The sequence below is a fragment of the Streptomyces sp. SDT5-1 genome (genome assembly GCF_052245995.1).
GTDB lineage: Bacteria > Actinomycetota > Actinomycetes > Streptomycetales > Streptomycetaceae > Streptomyces.
Genome location: NZ_CM125963.1, coordinates 3,674,305 through 3,689,691 on the forward strand (window position 1 = coordinate 3,674,305; position 15,387 = coordinate 3,689,691).

The 15,387-nt window shown below is 73.0% G+C and carries 12 protein-coding genes; 2 read left to right on the top strand and 10 right to left on the bottom strand.

The window, feature by feature from the left end:
• Positions 1-32: 32 nt before the first annotated feature.
• From ACTWJ8_RS17035 to ACTWJ8_RS17065, 7 genes are all read right to left on the bottom strand, one after another.
• Complete coding sequence (locus ACTWJ8_RS17035) at positions 33-1,010, bottom strand: cation diffusion facilitator family transporter (RefSeq protein WP_443264351.1); 978 nt, start codon at positions 1,008-1,010, stop codon at positions 33-35.
• Between the two features lie 85 nt (positions 1,011-1,095).
• Entirely contained in the window at positions 1,096-2,247 is a 1,152-nt protein-coding gene (gene manA / locus ACTWJ8_RS17040; RefSeq protein ID WP_443264352.1) for a mannose-6-phosphate isomerase, class I, read from the bottom strand.
• 83 nt (positions 2,248-2,330) lie between these two features.
• The gene (locus ACTWJ8_RS17045; RefSeq protein ID WP_443264354.1) at positions 2,331-3,458 is read right to left on the bottom strand and encodes an SIS domain-containing protein; all 1,128 of its coding nucleotides are present in this window, start codon (positions 3,456-3,458) and stop codon (positions 2,331-2,333) included.
• 26 nt (positions 3,459-3,484) lie between these two features.
• On the bottom strand, positions 3,485-3,655 hold the full coding sequence (locus tag ACTWJ8_RS17050; RefSeq protein ID WP_266710935.1) for a Trm112 family protein: 171 nt from the start codon (positions 3,653-3,655) through the stop codon (positions 3,485-3,487).
• A 508-nt stretch (positions 3,656-4,163) separates the two neighbouring features.
• Entirely contained in the window at positions 4,164-5,531 is a 1,368-nt protein-coding gene (locus ACTWJ8_RS17055; protein ID WP_443264356.1) for a phosphomannomutase/phosphoglucomutase, read from the bottom strand.
• A 149-nt stretch (positions 5,532-5,680) separates the two neighbouring features.
• The gene (locus tag ACTWJ8_RS17060; protein ID WP_356384572.1) at positions 5,681-7,297 is read right to left on the bottom strand and encodes an L-lactate permease; all 1,617 of its coding nucleotides are present in this window, start codon (positions 7,295-7,297) and stop codon (positions 5,681-5,683) included.
• A 135-nt stretch (positions 7,298-7,432) separates the two neighbouring features.
• Positions 7,433-7,810 (bottom strand): DUF3499 domain-containing protein, encoded by a 378-nt coding sequence (locus ACTWJ8_RS17065; RefSeq protein WP_356384569.1) that lies wholly within the window; start codon positions 7,808-7,810, stop codon positions 7,433-7,435.
• A gap of 321 nt (positions 7,811-8,131) precedes the next feature.
• On the opposite strand from ACTWJ8_RS17065, the gene ACTWJ8_RS17070 reads away from it, so the two are divergent.
• Entirely contained in the window at positions 8,132-8,617 is a 486-nt protein-coding gene (locus ACTWJ8_RS17070) for a metallopeptidase family protein (protein WP_356384566.1), read from the top strand.
• 31 nt (positions 8,618-8,648) lie between these two features.
• On the opposite strand, the gene ACTWJ8_RS17075 is transcribed toward ACTWJ8_RS17070, so the two are convergent.
• From ACTWJ8_RS17075 to ACTWJ8_RS17085, 3 genes are all read right to left on the bottom strand, one after another.
• On the bottom strand, positions 8,649-10,103 hold the full coding sequence (locus tag ACTWJ8_RS17075; protein ID WP_356384563.1) for a DUF5719 family protein: 1,455 nt from the start codon (positions 10,101-10,103) through the stop codon (positions 8,649-8,651).
• Positions 10,100-13,780, bottom strand: a complete 3,681-nt coding sequence (locus ACTWJ8_RS17080) for a glycosyltransferase (RefSeq protein WP_443264358.1) — start codon at positions 13,778-13,780, stop codon at positions 10,100-10,102. Before ACTWJ8_RS17080 ends, ACTWJ8_RS17075 begins: the two co-directional genes overlap by 4 nt.
• Positions 13,781-13,943: 163 nt before the next feature.
• On the bottom strand, positions 13,944-14,207 hold the full coding sequence (locus ACTWJ8_RS17085) for a WhiB family transcriptional regulator (RefSeq protein WP_127831770.1): 264 nt from the start codon (positions 14,205-14,207) through the stop codon (positions 13,944-13,946).
• A gap of 639 nt (positions 14,208-14,846) precedes the next feature.
• Here ACTWJ8_RS17085 and ACTWJ8_RS17090 point away from each other — a divergent pair.
• The gene (locus ACTWJ8_RS17090; protein WP_443264359.1) at positions 14,847-15,341 is read left to right on the top strand and encodes a cysteine dioxygenase; all 495 of its coding nucleotides are present in this window, start codon (positions 14,847-14,849) and stop codon (positions 15,339-15,341) included.
• Positions 15,342-15,387 lie beyond the last annotated feature (46 nt).

Sequence of the window (15,387 nt, forward strand, 5' to 3'; positions counted from 1 at the left end):
AGGGCCCCTCTACGTAGACGTGAAAAACGCGCTCAGTGCTCCGCGGTCGGCGTCGGGCCGCCGGGGCGGGCCTCCGGGTCGGAGCCCTTCGCGGCCTCGGACTCGCTGTAGATGTCGGGCTCGAGGTAGATCACGCGGGCGATCGGGACGGCCGCGCGGATGCGGGCCTCCGCCTCGTCTATGGCGCGGGCGACCTCGGCGGCGGTGTCGTCGTGCCGCACGGCGATCTTCGCGGCGACGAGCAGCTCCTCGGGGCCGAGGTGGAGGGTGCGCATGTGGATCAGGCCGGTGACGGTGTCGCCGTCGACGAGGGCCTTCTCGATCTTCGCGACCTCGTCGGCGCCGGCGGCCTCGCCGAGCAGCAGCGACTTGGTCTCCAGGGCGAGCACGATCGCGATGGCGATCAGCAGGATGCCGATGCAGAGGGTGCCGATGCCGTCCCAGACGGCGTCACCGGTGGCGAGGGTCAGGCCGACGCCGAACAGCGCGAGGACCAGACCGATGAGCGCGCCGAAGTCCTCCAGGAGGACGACGGGCAGCTCGGGCGCCTTGGCGCGCTTGATGAACTGGCCCCAGGAGAGCTTCCCGCGCAGCTCGTTGGACTCCTTGATGGCCGTGCGGAACGAGAAGCCCTCGGCGATGATCGCGAAGACCAGGACGCCGACCGGCCAGTACCAGTGCTCCAGGTCGTGCGGGTGGGCGATCTTCTCGTAGCCCTCGTAGACGGCGAACATGCCGCCGACCGAGAAGAGCACGATCGAGACCAGGAAGGCGTAGATGTAGCGCTCGCGGCCGTACCCGAAGGGGTGCTGCGGGGTCGCCTCCCGCTGGGCCTTCTTGCCGCCGATCAGCAGCAGGAACTGATTGCCCGAGTCGGCGAGGGAGTGGACCGACTCGGCGAGCATCGACGAGGAGCCACTGAAGAGGAACGCCACGAATTTCGCTACCGCGATCGCTAGGTTGGCGGCCAGTGCCGCCACGATCGCCTTGGCTCCGCCTGAAGCACTCATGTCGTTCCGGGTGTCCTTTCGAGGTTCTGCGTTCGTCCCGTGCGCGGTGGGTCATTGTTGCAGCACGGGACGCCGCAGATGTCTCTCAGGCCACCACCGTCGCACGGAAAACCGTGCCGGTTCCGGACACACGGACCATTTCGCCCGCCGGGACGAACGCCGACTCGCCGGGCTCGAGCGTCAGTTCGCCGGCCCGGACGGTGCCCGCCGTGCAGAGCAGGATCTGCGGAGTCGGGACCGTCAGCTCATGGTCCGCGCCGCCCTCGGGCAGCACGAAGCGCGAGAGGCGGAACTCGTCGATGGGCGTGTCGTAGACCTCTTCGCCGTCCGGGGAGGCCTCGGGGCGCAGCACGCCGGGGTCGGTGGCCTCGAAGCGGACGATGCGGAGCAGCTCGGGGACGTCGACGTGCTTGGGGGTGAGTCCGCAGCGCAGCACGTTGTCGGAGTTGGCCATGATCTCGACGCCGAGGCCGTTCAGGTAGGCGTGCGGGACGCCGGCGCCGAGGAACAGGGCCTCGCCGGGCTGCAGTTGGACGTAGTTGAGCAGCATCGCCGCGATGACACCGGGGTCGCCCGGGTAGTGGTGGGCGATGCCCGCGTACGGCTCGTAGGCGCCGCCGATGCGCTGGGCGGCGGCCGTGGCCTCGGTGACCGTGCGCTCCATCTCGGCCGGGTCCGCGCTCAGTACGGCGGTGAGGACCTCGCGCAGCGCCGCCTCTTCGGGGTGGGCGCGCAGCAGGTCGACGTACGGTTCGAGGCTGTCGACGCCGAGTCCCTCGAGGAGCTTCGCGGCCTCCTCGGGCGCGCGGAATCCGCACAGGCCGTCGAACGGCGTGAGGGCGCAGATCAGTTCGGGCTTGTGGTTGGCGTCCTTGTAGTTGCGGTGCGGGGCGTCGATCGGGACGCCGCGCTTCTCCTCGTCCTCGTACCCCTCCTTCGCCTGCTGGAGGTCGGGGTGGACCTGGAGGGAGAGGGGGGCGCCCGCGGCGAGCAGCTTGAGGAGGAAGGGGAGGCGGGGGCCGAACTTCTCGACCGCACGCGAGCCGAGTTCCGTCTCCGGGTGCGCGTCGATGATCTCGTTCAGCGGGCCGCGCTCGGTGCGGGAGGGGGCGCCGGGGTGGGCGCCCATCCACATCTCCGCCTGCGGTTCGCCGGTCGGCTCCGCGCCGACGAGCTCCGGGATGGCGGTGGTGGAGCCCCAGGCGTAGGGGCGGATGGTGTTGGTGAGGCGGTCCATGGAGGTTTCTTTCGATACGCGGGCGATCGCTGCGGTACGCGGTTCAGGACGGGGTGGTCGGCTGGAGCAAGGGTCGGTCCGGGTCAGGCCCGGGAGGCGAGTCCCAGGTAAACGGCGGCGAAATCCGTGACGGCGATCAGCTCCGCGAGGGTCTCCAGATCGCTGCCCTCCTCCGGCTCCAGCTCGCTGATGGCGGTGTCGTGCGAGAGCGCGAGTTCGCGGGCGGCCGGGGCGGCGGTGAGGCCGCCAGTGGGGCGGTCGCGCAGCAGGACGACGCGGGCACGCAGGGCCTGGGCCTCCTCGACGCGGTCGCGGAAGAAGTCGTCGGGGTCGGCGCCGCCCGCCAGGTCGCCGGTGAGGAGCGCGCCGTGGGCGGGCATCGCCTCGGGCAGGTCCGCGGCGAGCGCGGGCCGCCCGGCGAGTTCGGCGAGGGCGGCGGCGAAGCGGCGGCCCGCCGGGCCCGCGGCGGCGCCCTCGGTCCAGATCAGCGGGAGCGCCTCGGCGAGTTCGGCGGCGAGCGTCTTCGCCGGGTTGCTGTACGTCGCGATGGCGGGGCCGCAGCGCTCGGCGACCTGGTCGAGGCGGTCGGCGATCTTGTCCAGGGTGTCGGGGGCGGCCGTCAGGAGGCCCGTACGGTCGAGGAGCGCGAGGAGGGGCGTGAGCAGCGCCCAGAGGGCGCCCGGCGAGGAGGCGGCCGCCGGTTCGTCCTGCTCGTACGGGGCGGTGGCCATCGGCACGGACAGGCCGTGGGCCCCGGCGACCGCCTCGGTCAGCGGGGCGTCGGAGGGGCAGACGGCGACGGCGGTGACGCCGCGCCGGTAGGCCTGTTCGACGAGGAGCGAGAGGCTCGGTTCGGTGCCGTCCGGGGTGGCGATCAGGAGCAGGTCGACCGAGCCCGCCCAGCCCGGGAGCTCCCAGCGGAGGGCGCCCGCGGCGGGGGCCACGCCGGTGGGGCGCAGGCGTACGACGGGGCAGGCCGCGCCCGCGAGGCGTCCGATGAAGTCGGCGACGCCGACGGCGGCGGTGCCGGGGCCCGCGATCAGGACGGCGCGGGGGCGGCCGTCCGGCTTCAGGTCGGCGATGCCGGCCTCGGCCGCGTGCCGGGCCGCCGTGCGGACGCGGGCGCCGGCCTCTGCGGCGCCGCGGAGCAGGCCGCGGCGGTCGGCCGTGGCCAGCGCGTCCGGGTCGTCCAGGAGCGTTTCGTCGAACATGGCGTCTCCTGCGGGCGTTGAGGGGGTTACGCGGGGCGGCGTGCCTCGTCGATCAGGAGGACGGGGATGCCGTCGCGGACCGGGTAGGCCAGGCCGCAGTCCTTGCCGGTGCAGATCAGCTCGGCGTCGGCCTCCTTGAGGGGGGCGTGGCAGGCCGGGCAGGCGAGGATCTCCAGGAGGCCGGCTTCGAGCGGCATGGTTCCCTCCGGGGGGGGTGGGTGGGTTCGGGGTGCGGGGTGCGCTGACGCTGATCACCAGCCTACCGGTGGGGGTCGGTCGGCTGCCCGGGGTCACCCGGGGTGACGTCACGGGGCGCCGTGCCGTGCCTCCGGCGGGGCGGTCGGGGTTGGCCGGTCGGGGTTGACGTCGCGGGGCGCTGCCCCGGCCCCCGCGCCTCAAGCGCCGACGGGGCTGAATTTTCCACCGGTGGACGGTCGGCCCAGCCCTGCCGGGGTTGACGTCGCGGGGCCCTGCCCCGGCCCCCGCGCCTCAAGGGCCGCAGGGGCTGGATTTTGCCGCCGCTCCGACCGCCAAGCATGCCCAACCGGGCTCAACGCCACGGAGCTCCGCCCCGAACCCCGCTGCTCAAGCGCCGCAGGGGCTGGAAATGCCTCGCCCGCCACTCAAGGCACCGCAAGAGCTGGACTCACCGCCGCTCCGACCGGCCGCCGCCCCCAGCCGGAGTTCACGCCGCGGGGCCCGGGGTCAGGCGCGGATGATGGCGAGTGCCTCGTCGCGGATTTTTTCCATCGTGGGGGTGTCGCGGGCCTCCGCGTTCAGGCGGAGGAGGGGTTCGGTGTTGGAGGGGCGGACGTTGAACCACCAGTCGGCGGAGGTGATCGTCAGGCCGTCGAGGTCGTCCGTGGTGACGCCCTCGCGGTGGGCGTAGGCCGCCTTGATCGCGGCGAGGCGGTCCTTCTGGTCGGCCACCGTGGAGTTGATCTCGCCGGAGGCCGCGTAGCGGTCGTAGGAGGAGACCAGGGCGGAGAGGGGGCCGGGCTGGCCGCCCAGGGCCGCGAGGACGTGGAGGGCGGCGAGCATGCCCGTGTCGGCGTTCCAGAAGTCGCGGAAGTAGTAGTGCGCGGAGTGCTCGCCGCCGAAGATCGCCCCGGTCGTGGCCATCTCCTGCTTGATGAAGGAGTGGCCCACGCGCGTGCGCACGGGCGTGCCGCCGTGCTCCTTGACGACCTCCGGCACGGACCACGACGTGATCAGGTTGTGGATGATCGTGCCGGAGCCTCCGTTGCGCGCCAGCTCGCGGGAGGCGACGAGCGCGGTGATCGCGGACGGGGACACCGGGTCGCCGTTCTCGTCGACGACGAAGCAGCGGTCCGCGTCGCCGTCGAAGGCGAGGCCGATGTCGGCGCCCTCGGCGCGGACGCGCGCCTGGAGGTCCACGATGTTCGCCGGGTCCAGCGGGTTCGCCTCGTGGTTCGGGAACGTGCCGTCCAGTTCGAAGTACATCGGGACGACGTCGAGGGGCAGGTCGGCGAGGACCGTGGGGACGGTGTGGCCGCCCATCCCGTTGCCCGCGTCCACGACGACCTTCAGCGGGCGGATCGCCGTCAGGTCGACGAGACCGCGCAGGTGCGCCGCGTAGTCGGCGAGGGTGTCGCGCCGGGTGATGCTGCCGGGCGTCGCCGCCGGTTCCGGGGCGCCCGACTCGCTCCACTCCTCCGCGAGGCGGCGGATCTCGGCGAGCCCCGTGTCCTGGCCGACGGGGGCCGCGCCCGCGCGGCACATCTTGATGCCGTTGTACTGCGCGGGGTTGTGCGAGGCCGTGAACATCGCGCCGGGCAGGTCGAGCGCCCCAGACGCGTAGTACAACTGGTCCGTGGAGCACAGGCCAATCTCGGTGACGTCCGCGCCGAGGGCGGCGGCCCCGCGCGCGAAGGCGCCGGACAGGGCGGGCGATGAGGGCCGCATGTCGTGCCCCGTCACGATCGCCCCCGCACCGGTGACACGGACGAACGCGGCACCGAGCAGTTCGGCCAGCCGCTCGTCCCACTGGTCCGGGACCACCCCGCGCACGTCGTACGCCTTCACGATCTGCGACAGATCAGCAGCAGCCACGGTCCGCCCAGCCCTCCTGGAATCCTTCACGGACCCACAAAGTACCTGGCCGCACTGACAGCGGACCGTGAACCCCTCATTCCTCCCGGGAAACCCGGCCGCCCGTATTCACACTGGTCACAGCAGCCCCGGGCGGATCCGGCCGACCCTCACGGCAGCATCCAGGAGAGCGCCGCCGTGCTCTGGCCCCACACGATCAGGCACATCACCAGGAGCAGGCCGAGGCTCCACGGCAGGACCTTGCGCAGCAGGTCGCCCTCCCGGCCCGCGAGGCCGACCGCCGCGCAGGCGATCGTCAGGTTCTGCGGCGAGATCATCTTGCCGAGGACGCCGCCGGAGCTGTTCGCCGCGGCGAGGAGTTCGGGCGAAAGGCCCGACTGCTGGGCGGCCGTCACCTGGAGGGCGCCGAAGAGGGCGTTGGCCGAGGTGTCGGACCCGGAGACGGCGACGCCGAACCAACCGAGGACCGGCGAGAGGAACGCAAGGCCCGCGCCCGCCGCGGCCACGAAGTGACCGATGGTGGCGGCCTGCCCGGAGAGGTTCATGACGTAGGCGAGGGCCAGCACGCTCGTCACCGTCAGGATCGCGAACCGCAGTTCGTGCACGGTGCCGAACCACTCGCGCACCGCATCGCGCGCGTGCACCCCGATGACGACCGCGGTGAGCACGCCCGCGATCAGCACGAGCGTGCCGCCGGTCGAGACGATCGGCAGGGTGAACATGTTGCCGCCGACGGGCTTGCCGCTCGGGTCCGCGACGTTCAGGAAGGGCCAGTCGAAGACCCAGTTGGCCTTGGCGAGCAGGTCCTTGAGGGCGGGGATCTGCGCCAGGGAGAAGATCACGACGATGAGCGCGTACGGGGCGTACGCCCGCAGCACCTCGGGCCTCGCGTCCTCCTGGTCGAGATCCTCGCTGCGTACGCCGGTCAGGACCGCGGCGCGTACGGGCTCGGCGGCCGGCCTGCGCGCGTGCGGCACCGCGACGAGGGCGCCCGCGCCCACCAGGGCCGCACCGATGTCGGCCAGTTGGGCGGAGACATAGTTGGAGGCGACGAACTGGGCGACGGCGAAGGCGACTCCGCACGCCAGGGCGGGCACCCAGGTCTCGCGCAGGCCCCGCTTGCCGTCCACCAGGCCGACGAGCACGAGCGGCACCACCAGGGCGAGCAGCGGCGTCTGACGGCCCACCACGGAGGCGACGGCGTCCAGCGGAAGGCCCGTCACCTGAGCCAGCGTCACGACCGGTGTGCCCATGGCCCCGAAGGCGACGGGCGCGGTGTTGGCGACGAGCGCGACGACGGCGGCCTTCACGGGGTCGAAACCGAGCGCGACGAGCATCACCGAGCAGATGGCGACCGGCGCGCCGAATCCGGCGAGCGCTTCGAGGAGCGCGCCGAAGCAGAACGCGACGACGAGCGCCTGGATGCGCGGGTCGTCGGAGAGCCGCCCGAAGGAGCGGCGCAGGATGTCGAAGTGCCGGGTGCGCACCGTCATCCGGTACACCCACAGGGCGTTGACGACGATCCACATGATGGGGAAGAGCCCGAAGACCGCGCCCTGTGCGGCGCTGGAGACGGTCTGCCCGAGGGGCATGTCGTACGCGAGCCAGCCGACGGCGGCCGCCACGGCGAGGCCGATCAGACCCGCGCGGTGCGCCTTCATGCGAACCGCGCCGAGCAGGACGAGGACGGTCACCAGCGGCAGGGCCGCGACGAGGGCCGACAGACCGAGCGAGCCGCCCACGGGCTCGAGTTGCTGTACGAACACGTTCGCCTCCCGGAATCCCGGTGTCGGGTGGCGAAATCGTCGTGTCCTCAACAATCCAGGGTCAACGCGTACGACTGTGAAGATCCCGTGGAGGCGACGGTCGTGACCGGACTTCGGCCGGTTGCCGGCCTTCGGTCAGTTGTCGGGCGAGCGCAGCACCCGGAGGTGGCCGCGGCGGGCGACCTCCATGGGGTCCGCGGTGCGCGCCCCCGAGCCGCCGGCCTCGGCCGCGCGCTCCTGCGGGCGCGCCGCCTCGCGCACGGCGTTGGCGAGGGCCTCCAGGTCGTCCCCGCTGGGGCGGCTCGGGCCGCCGGCGTCGGAGAGTCGGACGACCTCCCAGCCGCGCGGGGCGGTGAGGCGCTCGGAGTGCTCGGCGCACAGGTCGTAGCAGTGGGGTTCGGCGTAGGTGGCGAGCGGGCCGAGGACCGCGGTCGAGTCGGCGTAGACGTACGTCAGCGTCGCGACGGCGGGACGGCCGCAAGCGGTGCGCGAACAGCGACGTACAGGGCTCACAGCGTTGGACGGTACCGCACTCTTGAGCGGGCCGCGACGACTCTCCCCGAGGTCACCCCACCGTGTCGCGGCGTGATACGGCGCACACCACCGCGCGCGGGCGCCTGGATGACCTGCGACGACCCCGGGTTGTGCGCCCCGTCGGACAGTTGAAAGCGGTCACCACTCGGGACATATAGCGCCAATTGCGGCGAGATCATCGATCCGGGAGAGAAGTTGAATCAGCCCCAAGATTGGCTTGATCGGTCAGGAAGCGACATGGAGCGGGGTGCAGGAAGCCGTCCCGCTTCCGGCGTCGCGGAGGACTACGCTGCGTCAGTGATGGAAAGGCCAGTCAACACAGACGACGCGGTTTCGCCGCCCACCGGGGAGCCGCGCCCGCCCCGCCGCCGCGACCGGCACGGCCGGGGCATGCGAGGCCCCGTGGCGCCCCCTCAGGTGCCGCTGTCCGCGAGCCGCGCCGAGGCCTTCTCCGACCTCGTGCAGGACTCCGTGGAGCGCTTGGAGCGGCGCTGGCCGCAGCTCGCCGAGGTCGACTTCCTGATCCTGGACGTGCCGCGCCTGACGGCCGAGGACGAGGCGTGGGGCGGCGACACGGTGCCGCTCGGCGGGATGATCCCCGCGCGGGACGGCACTCCCGCGCGCGTGGTCGTCTACCGGCGCCCCGTGGAGATCCGCACCAAGGGCCGCGACGAGCAGGCGGCGCTCGTGCACGAGGTCGTCGTCGAGCAGGTCGCGGAGGTCCTCGGGCTCACTCCGGAGACCGTGGACCCCCGCTACGGGGACTTCGGGGACGGCGAGGACTGACCCCGCCGCGCGCCCGCTTCCCTGAGGCGCCCTACTTCTGGACCACCGAGAGGTCCTCGTCGGCCTGCGGCACGGACACCATGCCCCGGTCGTCCGGCAGCGTCTGCACCGTGAACGCGGGCACGGAGCCCTGCTTCTTCTCCAGCATCCGGGAGCCGTGCACCGGGCCGCCGGAGACCGGCTCCACCGTCAGCGCGTAGCTGCCCTTCAGGCCGGACGGCACGGGCGGGGTGACCGAGAGGGTCGTACCGCCCTTGACCGTGTACTCCTTGGTGACCGGGGTGCCGCCCTCGGTGCCGGGGGACGCCGTGACCTTGACCTTGCCGGTCGCCCCGGGGGCGGTCAGGGCGAGCGTGGAGCCCTTGGAGCGGTTGTCGGCGACCGTGGCGCGGGCGCCGATGCTCTTCGTGGCGGGGATGAACGCGGTCTCCTGGTCGGCCCCCTTGCCGCGGGTGACGCGCAGGGCGGCCACGACGGGCACCGAGCCCTCCGTGGGCGTCAGGAACAGCGATCCCGCGTCGCCGCGCGTCACGGCGCCGAGGTCGGCGGCCGTCGTCATGCCCGACTTCAGGTGCAGCGTGTCGTGCCCGGCGGGCGCGATCTTGCCGCTGGAGGTGGCGAGCTGGACCTTGAGGTCGGCGTCGTCCTGGCCGGGCGCGAAGGCGATCAGGCGGACGTTCGTGGCGTCCTTGGGGATGCCGGGCAGCACGAGCGAGCCGGCGGGGTCGGCGGCGGCCTGGAGCCAGTCGCCGCCTTCCTTGTCGTCCACGTCGGAGAGCGCCGCCCCGACGCGGCCGCTGCGCGCGGTCACGTGCAGCGTCAGGTTCGGGTACGCCTTGTCGGTCAGCGTCGACAGCAGCACCGGGACGCTGGAGTGCGGGCCCACGGTGATGCCCTCGCCCACGTCGGACTTCACCGGTCCGTCGGGGCCGTACATCTGCACGTCCACGACCGCGGCCTCGTCGTCCGGGTTGGTGAGATGCACATAGTCGCTGCGGCCCTTGGCGGTGCTCGCCCCGGGGAAGTAGAAGTCCGTGTCGGGCTCCGAGCAGTTCACGCCGAGCAGGCCGCGGCCCGCGCCCGCGGTGACGCTGGTGGTCTGCTGCACGGTCCAGCCGGGCGCGAGGGCGCCGTCGGCGGTGCCGGCCAGCGCGGGGGCGTCCGCGCCCGTGGCGTCGCCCGCGGCGGGCGTGCCGGGCTTCTTCGGGGTGACGACCGCCTTGCCCTCCTTGCCGCCCTTGGCGGGCGACAGCTGCGCCGTGCCCGCCCCCTCGGTGCCCTTCGTCTCGGGCGTGAACGAGGTGTACGCGGTCTCGGCGAGGTCGGACTGGCTGGGCTCGGGGCACAGCAGGCTGGAGCGCTCGACCGGGAGGCGCGCCGCGGCCTTGGCGGGGGCCTCCTCGCCGGGCGTCGTGGCGGCGGCGAACCCGGTGACGGCGGCCAGGGCCGTCACCGCGGCGATCAGGGACAGGGTCGTGCGGTTCACTGCTGGCTCCCGTCGGGGCGCTCACTGTCGGCGCCGTTGCCGTGGCCGTGCTGCTGCTCGTACGCCGGGTCGTACTGCGGGGGCTGCCCGTAGCCGCCGTACGCGTACGGGTCGTACTGGCCCGCCTGGTAGGGGTCGGCCTGCTGGTCGTAGCCGTAGCCGCCCTGGTACTGCTGCTCCCCCGCCGCGTAGGTGCCGTACTCGGCGCCCGCGTAGCTGGGCTGCTCCCACTCGCCGTACGGCTGCTGGTGCGGGATGTCGGCGACCGGGGCCTCCTCCGGAGGAGGAGGCACGGGGGTTCCGGGCTCGCCGGGGGCCTGCTGGGGCACCTGCAGCGCCTGGGCGGCCTGCTCGGCCTCGGCCTGGGCGCGCAGGCGGCGGGCCCTGCGGCCGTCGCCCGCGAGGTCCTCGGCGGTCACCACGGGCTCGTCCGGCAGGTCGTCGTCGACGTTCTCGCGCCGCCCCGGCAGGGCGAGCACCACGAGGACGACGGCGAGCGCGCCCTGCGCCCACAGCCAGAGGGTGTGCGTGATCGGCGCGTCGTACGTGACGTTCAGCGTGCCGCCCGAGGCGGGCAGCACGAAGCCCTGCGCCCAGCCGTCGACGGTGGTCTTCGGCAGCTCCTCGCCGTCGAGCGTGGCGGTCCAGCCCTCGGCGGCCTGGTCCGCGAGGCGCAGAACGCGGCCGTTGCTGCCCTGCGGCACCTTCGTGTGCAGTTCCACGGGGCCCGCCGCGACGGGCACGACGCCCTCCGATGTGGACCCCACGCCGGCCTTCGGCAGGACGACGGCGCGCGCCACCTGCCGGTCGACGCGCCACAGCGCCGTGCCGTCCTGCTGGCTGAGCCGGGTCAGGCCGGGCGTCGCGTCGAGGACCCGGCTCATCTCGCGCGGCGCGCCGTCCCGTACGAGGACGTAGCGCACGGCGAAGCCGCCGAGCTGGTCGGCCTGGTCGGCGCCGGAGCCCGCGACCAGGTTGGCGACGACCTTGTCGAGCTTGGCGTTCTCGCCCGCCGCGCGGGTCAGCTCGCCGTCGCCGAGGCGCGCGCCTGCGCCGCGGACGAGCGAGTACGCGACGTCGCCCGTGGAGCCGTCCATGACGAGCGTGCGGGCCTGGTCGCGGGTGCCGGCCTCCTCGGCGACGAACGCGGGCACCTGCACCGGGTCGCGGCGCTCCACCGGCCCGTCGGCGCCGCCGATCATCCAGCCGGCGGCGAGCAGCACGGGTCCGGCCGCGGCGGCGAACGCGATGAGCGCGGCCACCGGCTGGCGCCAGCCGAAGCTCTGCTCGGCCACGCGCGAGCGCGCGCCGTCGGCGCCGAGCGCGGCGGCGGCCAGCAGCGCGATGCCGTAGACGAGGGTGGCGGGGCCTGCCCACGCCGACCCGTTCGACAGGGCCGCGAAGACGAGGGCCACGAAGGCGACGGCCCAGGCCGTGAGGATCGCGAGGCGCCGCTCGTGGCGGAGCAGCGCGGCGAGCGCGGCGAGGACGATGCCGATGAGCAGCAGGCTGCCCGTGGTGCCCGCGCCGCCCGGCGACGCGCCGAGCAGTCCGAGTCCGGACGCGGCCCCCTCGCCGTACGGGAGCCCGGCCTCGGTGAAGAAGCCGAACGGGAGCAGCGAGAGCGACCACGGGGCGAGCATCAGCAGCGGCGTGCCGAGCGCGGCCAGGAAACGCAGCCCGTAGGCGGTGATGTCGGTGCGCCGCACCACGAGGAGGGCGATGCCGAGGACGAGCGCGATGGGCCACACGATCGGCGTGAAGGCCGTCGTGATCGTGAGCAGCAGCGCGTACGCCCAGGTGGCCCGCCAGCTGCCGCGGGTGCCCTGAGGGTGCGTCAGGCCGGAGGCGGCGAGACCCGCGCGCGCGATGAGCGGCAGCAGGATCGCGAGGACGGCGGTGCCGATGCGGCCGCCCGCGAGCGCGCCGGTGACGGCGGGCAGGAAGGCGTACGCGACGGCCGCCCACGCGCGCAGGAGGCGCGAGGTGACGAGCGGCCTGGAGGCGAAGTAGGCGGTGAGTCCGGCGAGCGGCACCGAGCCGACGAGCAGCACGGTGACGGCGAGCCCGGTGGAGCCGAACAGCACGGAGGCGAGGGTCGCGAGCAGCGCCAGGTACGGGGGCGCCGCCTGGGTGCCGCCGGTGCTGGTGGCGTGCCAGGCGTCGATGTACCGGGACCACAGCTCGGAGGCGTCGGCGGGGGCGGGCAGCAGCGCGCCGCCCGCGAGCGCCCCGCCGCCGAGCAGCCCTCGGCAGGCGATGAGGGAGACGAGCAGCAGCACCACGAGGAGCACGGGTCCCGGGTTGCGGGCGATGCGCTTGAGGCGCGCGAACCGCTCGACCCTCAGGTACTCGGGGTCGTCGGGCGACACGAGGCCACCGCCGCCGTGCCGGCCCGCCCTTGCGGTCTCCGGGTCGGAGGCGCCGAAGAGGTTCCCCGCCACCTGCTCGACGGTGAGCCGCACCGTCGCTCCCGGCGGCGGGAACAGCGGGCGCAGCTCCTTGGAGTCGACGACGCCCTTGCCGCGCCGTCTGCGGGCGGCGAGGATCCGGCCGGGCCGCAGCAGCGTCGCGAGGAGGCCGGTGATCTCGTCGAAGGCCTGTCCCGGCACCTTGCCGACGAGGTACGCGAGCGTGCGCAGCAGCGTGCCGAACACGAGGCGGACCAGGGCCCAGGGAAGCGTCGCCCCGCGCGCGTTGGCGAGCAGGGTGTAGACGGCGCCCGCCTTGTCCACCTTGTGCGGGGACGTGGCGGTGCGGCCGACGCAGTCGACGGTGCGGCGCTCGCGGGACGCGGCCTCGGCGTGCCGCACGACGGCCTCGGGAGCGACGAGCACGCGGTGTCCCGCGGCCTGGGCGCGCCAGCACAGGTCGACGTCGTCACGCATCAGCGGCAGCCTGCGGTCGAACCCGCCGAGCTGCTCGAAGACATCACGCCGGATCAGCATTCCGGCGGTGGAAACGGAGAGCACGGGGCGCACGTGGTCGTGCTGTCCCTGATCCTGCTCGCGGCGGTCGAGACCGGTCCAGCGGCGGCCGGAGTTGGCGATGGAGACGCCGACCTCGAGCAGCTGCCTGCGGTCGTACCAGCCGCGCAGCTTGGGGCCGACGATCGCGACGTCGGCGCCCGCCTCGCGCTCCATCTCGACGACGCGCAGCATCTGGGCGAGCGCGTCGGGCTCGGGCGCGCAGTCGTCGTGCAGCAGCCACAGCCACTGCTCGGGCTCGCCGTGCGGCAGGTCCGGGAGGTCGTACGCCTCGTCGCGCCAGGAGCGGCTGACGGGGTCCCAGCCGCTCGGCCGCTTCAGGTACGGAAGTTCTTCGGGGGTGAGGACGCCCGCGCTGCGCACGGCCTCCTCGACCGCCTGGCCGAAGCCGGTGCGGCGCGCGAGGTGCAGCACGCGGTCGTCACCGATGGCGCGCGCGAGGAGCGCGGCGGAGTCGTCGGCGCTGCCGGTGTCGGCCGCCATCGCGTTCTGTACGGGGCGCTCCTGGGAGAGCAGACCTGACAGGACGTCGGGCAGCCAGCGCGCCCCGTCGTGCGAGACGACGACCGCGGTGACGACATGCCTGGGGAACTCGGGGGCGCTGCTCGGGTCGACCCCTGTGGCGGGCCCCGGGTTGAACGCGGCGGCGGCAGCGCCGAATTGGCCTGCCGAGTGGCTGTGCACGGACATCGAGGTACGGGCCCCGGTTCGTTGGACTGCGGTGGACGCCCGCGCCCACTGGGGACACGGTGGCGTCCGGGACGGGGCCCCACACTAACGGCTGCCAACAAAAGCGACCCGCCGCCTGTGGACAACCACCGGCAGCGGGCCGAAGCGCCGCACGTCTCGGGGACTAGACGGCGGCCTTCTTCAGCCGGCGTCGCTCGCGCTCGGAGAGGCCTCCCCAGATTCCGAAGCGCTCGTCATTGGCGAGCGCGTATTCGAGGCACTCGGAGCGGACCTCGCACGCGAGGCAGACCTTCTTGGCCTCTCTCGTGGAGCCGCCCTTCTCGGGGAAGAAGGATTCGGGGTCGGTCTGGGCGCACAGCGCGCGCTCCTGCCAGCCGAGTTCTTCTTCCGCGTCCTCGACCAGCAGATCCTGAAACGACTCGGTCATAGTGCGCCCCTCGTCTGTCCGTGCGTCCCCGTGATGTTGCCGTTACCGATTTCGGCTGAACGACACGAGTGAAATTACAAGTGTGCCGATCCGGGGCAGTCAAGCCGAGATCTGCTATTGGGCCCCTTATTCACTCTGCGGAACCAAGGCTATGCGGAAAGTGTTCAAATCGCCAAAAACCATGACACTTGCCCGCGGCTCATGTGGAGCCGGCGACCTCATAAAGAAGGACGCCCCGAAGATTCGCGCCGTTCCGGTGGCACCCGCGAAGCGAACCGGATCACATTCGGATCACGGGATCGCAACGGCGTTTGCGCGCCGGGTTGCTGCGCCACATGTCCCGTGGCCCGACTGCACAAACCTTTCGCCTGCCAAGGGCACCGGATGAGGTGAACCATATTCCACAATCCGGACATTGGGTTGACAACGAGGGCATGACCCGGTGTCCTGATGGGCATGCTCGCGACTTCGGCACCCTCGACGACCCGCACCGCCGGGTCCGTCCGCGCTGCCCTCGCGTGCTGTTGCTGTTGCTGTTCCAGCTGTTGAGTCGTTGAGCCCGTCGGCTCCGACCTCGCTGCATTCTCATCCCCAGTACGGCCCTGCGCACCGCACTTCCTCGAGGAACACCACCACCCCATGAACAGCGACAGCGACCTCCAGATCGCCGGCGACCTGCTCGAAGTCCAGCACCTGCTCCAGCCCGCCCGGGAACACCCCGAGACGGTGGCCGAATTCGTCGGCCTGGCGCGCTCCCTCGCCGCCGACCGCTCCCAGTGGGAGCACCTGGTCGAGTACGACGCCACGACCCGCTGGTACCACCGCCTGCGCACCGGCCCCGGCTACGAGGTGTGGCTCCTGTCCTGGCTGCCCGGACAGGGCAGCGGCCGCCACGACCACGGGCCCTCGTCCGCCGTACTGACCCTGCTCCAGGGCGAACTGACGGAGCGTACGGAAGGGGGCGTGCGCGCTCTCTCCGCGGGCGCGCAGCGCGTCTTCGCGCCGGGCTACGTCCACGAGGTCGTCAACGACTCGCTGGAGCCCGCGGTCAGCCTGCACGTCTACTTCCCCGGACTGACCGAGATGCCGATGCACTCCCCGTCCTGCTCGGTCGCCGAGGGCGTCACCGCCTGAGACCCGGCAGCCAGTCGACGCGCTGTCAGACCTGCCTGCGATGCTG

Excerpts from the sequence above, each read along its gene's own strand:
- ACTWJ8_RS17035 (WP_443264351.1), bottom strand. The coding sequence starts at position 1,010 with ATGAGTGCTTCAGGCGGAGCCAAGGCGATCGTGGCGGCACTGGCCGCC.
- manA (WP_443264352.1), bottom strand. The coding sequence starts at position 2,247 with ATGGACCGCCTCACCAACACCATCCGCCCCTACGCCTGGGGCTCCACC.
- ACTWJ8_RS17045 (WP_443264354.1), bottom strand. The coding sequence starts at position 3,458 with ATGTTCGACGAAACGCTCCTGGACGACCCGGACGCGCTGGCCACGGCC.
- ACTWJ8_RS17050 (WP_266710935.1), bottom strand. The coding sequence starts at position 3,655 with ATGCCGCTCGAAGCCGGCCTCCTGGAGATCCTCGCCTGCCCGGCCTGC.
- ACTWJ8_RS17070 (WP_356384566.1), top strand. The coding sequence starts at position 8,132 with ATGGAAAGGCCAGTCAACACAGACGACGCGGTTTCGCCGCCCACCGGG.
- ACTWJ8_RS17080 (WP_443264358.1), bottom strand. The coding sequence starts at position 13,780 with ATGTCCGTGCACAGCCACTCGGCAGGCCAATTCGGCGCTGCCGCCGCC.
- ACTWJ8_RS17085 (WP_127831770.1), bottom strand. The coding sequence starts at position 14,207 with ATGACCGAGTCGTTTCAGGATCTGCTGGTCGAGGACGCGGAAGAAGAA.
- ACTWJ8_RS17090 (WP_443264359.1), top strand. The coding sequence starts at position 14,847 with ATGAACAGCGACAGCGACCTCCAGATCGCCGGCGACCTGCTCGAAGTC.